This is a genomic window from Corallococcus sp. 4LFB (assembly GCF_046520365.1).
In the GTDB taxonomy this organism is placed as follows: Bacteria; Myxococcota; Myxococcia; order Myxococcales; family Myxococcaceae; genus Corallococcus; species Corallococcus caeni.
In genome coordinates this window covers 1-5,291 of record NZ_JBKGHJ010000531.1, presented here as the reverse complement: position 1 = coordinate 5,291, position 5,291 = coordinate 1, and the positions used below count along the sequence as shown (strand labels likewise).

Here is a 5,291-nt window from a genome sequence, read left to right as displayed (position 1 = left end):
AGCGCCACGCGGACGAACTGGACCGCGAGCTGGGGGTCGGTGAGCCGGACGCCGCCGAGGAGCAGGAGAGCCTGGGCTGGGTGGTGGTGCGCACGGTGGCGCTGCTGGGCGCGGTGCTCGCGGCCATCTACCTCACGCTCAACGTGGGCCTGCGCCGGCTGATGGGCCTGCAGGGCGTGCCCGTGGGCAGGGCGTCGGTCGTGTCGGTGATGGAGCGCATCCCGTTGGACCAGCGGCGCACGCTCTTCGTCCTGAAGGCCGCGGACGAGTACCTGCTGGTGGGTGGCGGCGAGGGTGGCGTGCAACTGGTTTCGAAGCTGGACCGCGACGCCGTGGAGCGCATCCGCGCCGCGCGTCCGCCGTCGTCGCCGGTCTCCCTGAGTCCTTTCCTCCAGAAGCTCCTCTCCCGCCGGACTGGTGGCAGCACGCCGCCGCCGGGCGTCTGAAGGCCGTCCCGTGAACCGTTCGTCTCCCGCCGCCCGTCCGCTGCTGTTCCGCGCTCCGCCCTGGCTCTTCGCGGCCCTCGTGTCCCTGCACCCCTTCGTCGCGTCCGCGGCGAAGAAGGGCGGGGACGGGCTGCCGGATGAACTGGTGAAGGAGGCGGTGAACACCGACTCGTTCACCTCCCGTCCGCTCATCCTCATCCTCGCGCTCGCGGCCATGTCCCTGGTCCCGTTCGCGCTGATGATGGTGACCAGCTTCGTGAAGATTTCAGTGGTGCTCTCCATCGTCCGCTCGGCGCTGGGCACCCAGCAGATCCCCCCCACCCAGGTCATCACCGGCCTGGCCATCATCCTCACCGTCTACATCATGGCCCCCGTGGGCCAGGAGATGTACCGGGCGGGCGGCATCGACATCTGGTCCCGGGGAACGTCGGTGTTCTCCTCGGAGACGGTGGGGACGATGCTGGGGGCCGCGGACAAGTCCAAGGAACCCCTGCGCGAGTTCCTGATGAAGAAGGTCACCAACAAGGACCGCACGCTCTTCTACAGCCTGGCGAGGAAGATGCGGAAGGAGGAGGACCGCAAGGACATCGGCCCGAACGACTTCATGGTCATCGTGCCGGCCTTCGTCGTGTCCGAACTGAAGGAGGCCTTCCAGATTGGCTTCCTGCTGTTCGTGCCCTTCATCGTCATCGACATGGTGGTGGCCAACATCCTGCTGGCGCTGGGCATGCACATGCTGTCGCCCACGACCATCTCCATGCCCTTCAAGCTGCTGTTGTTCGTGCTCGTGGACGGCTGGTACCTCATCGCCAAGGGCCTGGTCATCGGCTACCTGTAAGGAGCCCGTACTCCCATGAATCAGCTCACGTTCATCACCCAGGAGGCGCTGTTCCTGGTGCTCGTGGTCTCCGCGCCGCCGGTGCTCATGAGCCTCCTGGTGGGCTTCATCATCGCCCTGTTCCAGGCCACCACGCAGATCCAGGAGCAGACGCTCACGTTCGCCCCCAAGGTCGTCCTCGTCTTCGGCGTGCTGGCCATGACGGGCCCGTGGATTGGCGGACAGCTGCTGCGCTTCACCTTCCACGTCTTCGACCGCTTCCCGGCGCTCATCGGCAGATGAACATCGGCGAAGCCATGGCCGAGCTGGGCGCTCGGGTCAACCTGTCGGTCACCATCTTCACCGTGGCGCTCATCATGTGCCGCGTGATGCCCATCCTCATCTTCAGCCCGTTCCTGGGCGGCGAGGTCGTTCCCTCGGAGATGAAGCTGGGCCTGGGCCTGATGGTGTCCGTGGTGTTGTTCCCGTCCGTCGCGGACCGGATGGACAAGATTCCCCTGAGCGCGCTCCCCTACATCGGGCTGCTCCTCAAGGAGATCTTCATCGGGCTGTCGCTGTCGTACATCGTCAACGTCGTCTTCGACGCGGCCCGGGTCGCGGGCAACTTGATGGACACCATGGCGGGCAGCAACAACGCCCAGCTCTACGTGCCGCAGCTGGGGCAGCAGGTGTCGCTCTTCTCCAGCCTCAAGGTGCAGCTGTGCGTGGTGCTGTTCCTGTCGCTGGACGGACACCACGTCATCATCCAGGCGCTCGCGGACAGCCTGGCCGTGGTGCCGCTGGAGGGCTTCCCGCACTTCAGCCGGGGCGCGTGGCCCTTCTTCGACCTGATGATCCGCTCCTTCGCGAACCTGCTGAAGATCAGCCTGGCGCTGGCGGGGCCCGGCATGGTGGCCGCCTTCGCCACCGACCTGGCCATGGGCGCCATCAACCGCGTGGCCCCGCAGATCCAGGTCTTCTTCATCTCGATGTCGCTCAAACCGCTGATGAGCGTGCTCATCATCTTCGTCTCCATCCACGTCATCATCAGCCGCATGCAGGTCGAAATGGCCTCCATGCTGCGCATGGTGCGGCAGGCCATCCAGCTGCTGGGCTGAGGACTCCCGGGACCGCACCATGTCGGACGAGAGTGGCGACAAAACAGAGGAACCGTCCCAGAAGAAGCTCGACGACTCCCGCAAGAAGGGTCAGGTCTGGAAGAGCAAGGACCTGACGGGCGTCGCCGTGCTCGTCGCCGGCCTGGGCATCGCCCGGGGCACCTGGGGGACGGTCGAGGCGGAGATCTCCTCCCTCTTCCTCTTCACCTTCGACATCATCGCGCATCCGGACCGCCTGGACCTGGCGATGTCGCAGGTCCTCTACATGGCGTTGAAGTCGCTGGCCGTCCTCACGATTCCGGTGGCGGCCGGGGCCGCGGCGATGGGTGGGCTGATGGAGTTCCTGCAGGTCGGGTCGCTCTTCACCATCGACCCCGTCATGCCGAAGTTCGAAAAGCTCAACCCCATCGCGGGCTTGAAGAACATGTTCACGAAGAAGGCCTTCGTCGAACTGCTCAAGAACCTCATCAAGATTTCCGTCGCCGCCTATGTCGTCTACGGCGTGGTGCGCGACTCGATGCCCCTGGTCATCGAAACGGTCCGGCAGGACACGCACGGCATCATGGCCATCCTGGGGGAGATCATCTACCGGGTGGGCGCGCGCATCGTGCTGCTCTTCGTCGTCTTCGGCGTGTTCGACGTGTGGTGGCAGCGCAAGTCGTACATGAAGGACATGATGATGACGAAGGAGGAGGTCAAGAAGGAGTACAAGCAGAGCGAAGGCGACCCGCACCACAAGGCCAAGCGCAAGGAGCTCCACCACGAGATCATGGAGGCGCCCAGATGGAGGCGGTGAAGGACGCGAGCGTCATCGTCACCAACCCGGACCACGTGGCCGTGGCGTTGCAATACGATCAGAACAAGGACGGGGCCCCGCGCGTGCTGGTGAAGGGCATGGACGCCAAGGCGGAGCGCATCAAGGCGCTGGCGAGGGACGCCGACGTGCCCCTGCTGCGCAACGTGCCGCTGGCGCACGCGCTGTTGCGGGTGGAGGTGGGCGAGGAGGTCCCCGAGGAGCTCTACGACGCGGTCGCGGAGGTCCTCAACTTCGTCTACGGGCTGAAGCAACAGCAGAACGCGGCGCCCCCGGCGCGCGCCTGAGGAGGAGGCCATGGCCAGCGACGAAGAGGCGGACATCGCCATCGCCATCAAGTACGACACCAAGGCGGACGGCGCCCCGCGCGTGGTGGCCAAGGGCATGCGCCTCAAGGCGGAGAAGATCCGGGAGATCGCCAGGCAGTACGGCATCCCGGTGATGCGCAACGTCTCCCTGGCGCACGCCCTGTACCGGGTGGACGTGGGCCAGGAGGTCCCCGAGGAGCTCTACGACGCGGTCGCGGAGGTGCTCAACTTCGTCTACGCGCTCCAGCGTGAGCAGCAGGGGGGCGGACGCTGAAGGGGGGCTGGACGCGGGCCCCCACCTGTATTGAAGTCGGTCCACCATGGCCAGAATCAATAATCAGCCCCCCAGCACCGCGCTTTGGCCCTGGGGCGGCCCCCGGAGTGTCCGCGAGCGGCTGGTGGACCCCTCCCAGCTCGACCGGGCGAAGAAGGCGCGCAAGGCCGGCAACATCAAGAACCCGTCGCTGCCGTCGGCGGCGCTGCTGGACTTCATCGGACCCGCGCATTCCTCCGAGGAGCTCCGGCTGCCGCTGCCGCCGCACCCGGGCGGGCACGACGCGGACCTGGAGGGCTTCAGCGACCGGCCCCACCTGGCCAGCGTCGCCGACCGCGGGGACGACGGGCAGCGCCGCATGCTGGAGCGTGGCCTCGCCAGGGTGAACGCGCCGCCGGAGCGCCTGGAGCGCCTCAAGGCCCTGCTGCAGCGCGAGTCCGCGATGCTCGGCCTGGTGGACCAGGTGAGCGCCGAGTCGCAGGAGATCATCCGCCGCATGTGGGAAGAGCAGAAGGACGAGGGTTACTGACGCATGGCGGCGCTGGACCCCGAGGACCCGCAGGACGAGGCGAAGCTCACCGCGCTCCTGCAGCGCTGGGCGGAAGGGAAGGCCACGCTCCGCGAGGTGCGCGGCTATTCCAACGACGAGCTCTACGCCATCGCCAAGACGGCCTACTACTTCTTCTACCAGGGGCGGGTGGCGGAGGCGCGCACGCTCTTCCAGGGGCTCTACGCCGTCAACCCCACGGACGTGTACTTCGCCAAGGCGCTGGGCGTGGTGGAGATGGCCGCGGGCAACGGACAGGGGGCGCTCGCCGCCTTCGACGTGGCCGCGAAGCTGGCCCCGCAGGACCCGGCCGTCTACGTGGGCCGCGCCGAGGTGAAGCTGGCCCTGGGCCAGAAGCCGCAGGCGCTGGAGGACCTTCGCCGCGCCGCGGCGATGACGCCGGTGGATGATCCCGTGGTGCGCAAGGCCGGAGCCATGGTCAGCGCGCTCACCCGCCGTTAGCGGGGCCGCGCCGCGGCTCGGGATTCCGGGGCTTGAGGAGCTTCAGGTGTTTCTAGGCACCCTGGATCTTCTGCTAGGGTGTTTCGTGTCATCCATTTCTCTCCTACCCAAAGGACAGCGCAATGACGACCCCGACCCCTGATCCGCGAGTCCCCGCCACGATGCCGCCGGCGGCGCCTGAAGAGGTGACCAAGAAGCGCGACGGCCTCATCACGGGTCTGGACGCGGCCGCGAAGACCGCGACGGGGACCCTGCAGGCGGTGCTCCGGAAGATGTCCGAGCTGCTCGCGAACACGAAGGATGGCGCGCAGCTGAACATGAACCTCTACGAGGACGTGAAGACGGCCTTCAACCGTCACCTCCAGGAGGCGGAGAAGAACCCGAAGCTGGCGGCGGACATGCCCGCCGTGCTCATCAACGCCGTCGAGTGGATGCAGGAGTACATCTCGTCGCGCGGCTTTGACAGCCCGCCGGCCGCCGCCGCCGCGCCGGCCGCCACGGCTCC

10 protein-coding genes are annotated in these 5,291 nt (G+C 67.1%); all 10 read left to right on the top strand.

Annotated features, from left to right (window positions below):
- On the top strand, positions 1–446 hold a 446-nt coding region (locus tag ACLEQD_RS36105), incomplete at its 5' end, for a flagellar biosynthetic protein FliO (RefSeq protein WP_410390411.1).
- Positions 447–456: 10 nt separating this feature from the next.
- Positions 457–1,284 carry a type III secretion system export apparatus subunit SctR gene (gene sctR, locus ACLEQD_RS36100; RefSeq protein WP_410390409.1) on the top strand — a complete coding sequence of 276 codons (828 nt, stop codon included), beginning with the start codon at positions 457–459 and terminating at the stop codon, positions 1,282–1,284.
- A 15-nt stretch (positions 1,285–1,299) separates the two neighbouring features.
- Positions 1,300–1,566, top strand: a complete 267-nt coding sequence (fliQ, locus tag ACLEQD_RS36095; RefSeq protein WP_171420306.1) for a flagellar biosynthesis protein FliQ — start codon at positions 1,300–1,302, stop codon at positions 1,564–1,566.
- A complete protein-coding gene (locus ACLEQD_RS36090) occupies positions 1,563–2,381 on the top strand; it encodes a flagellar biosynthetic protein FliR (protein WP_410390407.1) in 819 nt (272 codons plus the stop codon). The genes fliQ and ACLEQD_RS36090 overlap by 4 nt, the downstream gene beginning before the upstream one ends.
- 19 nt (positions 2,382–2,400) lie before the next feature.
- Positions 2,401–3,177: a flagellar biosynthesis protein FlhB gene (locus tag ACLEQD_RS36085; protein WP_410390405.1), complete on the top strand. Its 777-nt coding sequence runs from the start codon at positions 2,401–2,403 to the stop codon at positions 3,175–3,177.
- A complete protein-coding gene (locus tag ACLEQD_RS36080) occupies positions 3,165–3,482 on the top strand; it encodes an EscU/YscU/HrcU family type III secretion system export apparatus switch protein (protein WP_410390403.1) in 318 nt (105 codons plus the stop codon). The genes ACLEQD_RS36085 and ACLEQD_RS36080 overlap by 13 nt, the downstream gene beginning before the upstream one ends.
- Positions 3,483–3,492: 10 nt before the next feature.
- Positions 3,493–3,777: an EscU/YscU/HrcU family type III secretion system export apparatus switch protein gene (locus ACLEQD_RS36075; protein WP_410390401.1), complete on the top strand. Its 285-nt coding sequence runs from the start codon at positions 3,493–3,495 to the stop codon at positions 3,775–3,777.
- A gap of 46 nt (positions 3,778–3,823) precedes the next feature.
- Entirely contained in the window at positions 3,824–4,306 is a 483-nt protein-coding gene (locus ACLEQD_RS36070) for a hypothetical protein (RefSeq protein WP_410390399.1), read from the top strand.
- 3 nt (positions 4,307–4,309) lie between these two features.
- On the top strand, positions 4,310–4,786 hold the full coding sequence (locus tag ACLEQD_RS36065) for a SycD/LcrH family type III secretion system chaperone (RefSeq protein WP_410390397.1): 477 nt from the start codon (positions 4,310–4,312) through the stop codon (positions 4,784–4,786).
- Between the two features lie 122 nt (positions 4,787–4,908).
- A partial coding sequence (locus ACLEQD_RS36060) for a hypothetical protein (protein WP_410390396.1) occupies positions 4,909–5,291 on the top strand: 383 nt, incomplete at its 3' end.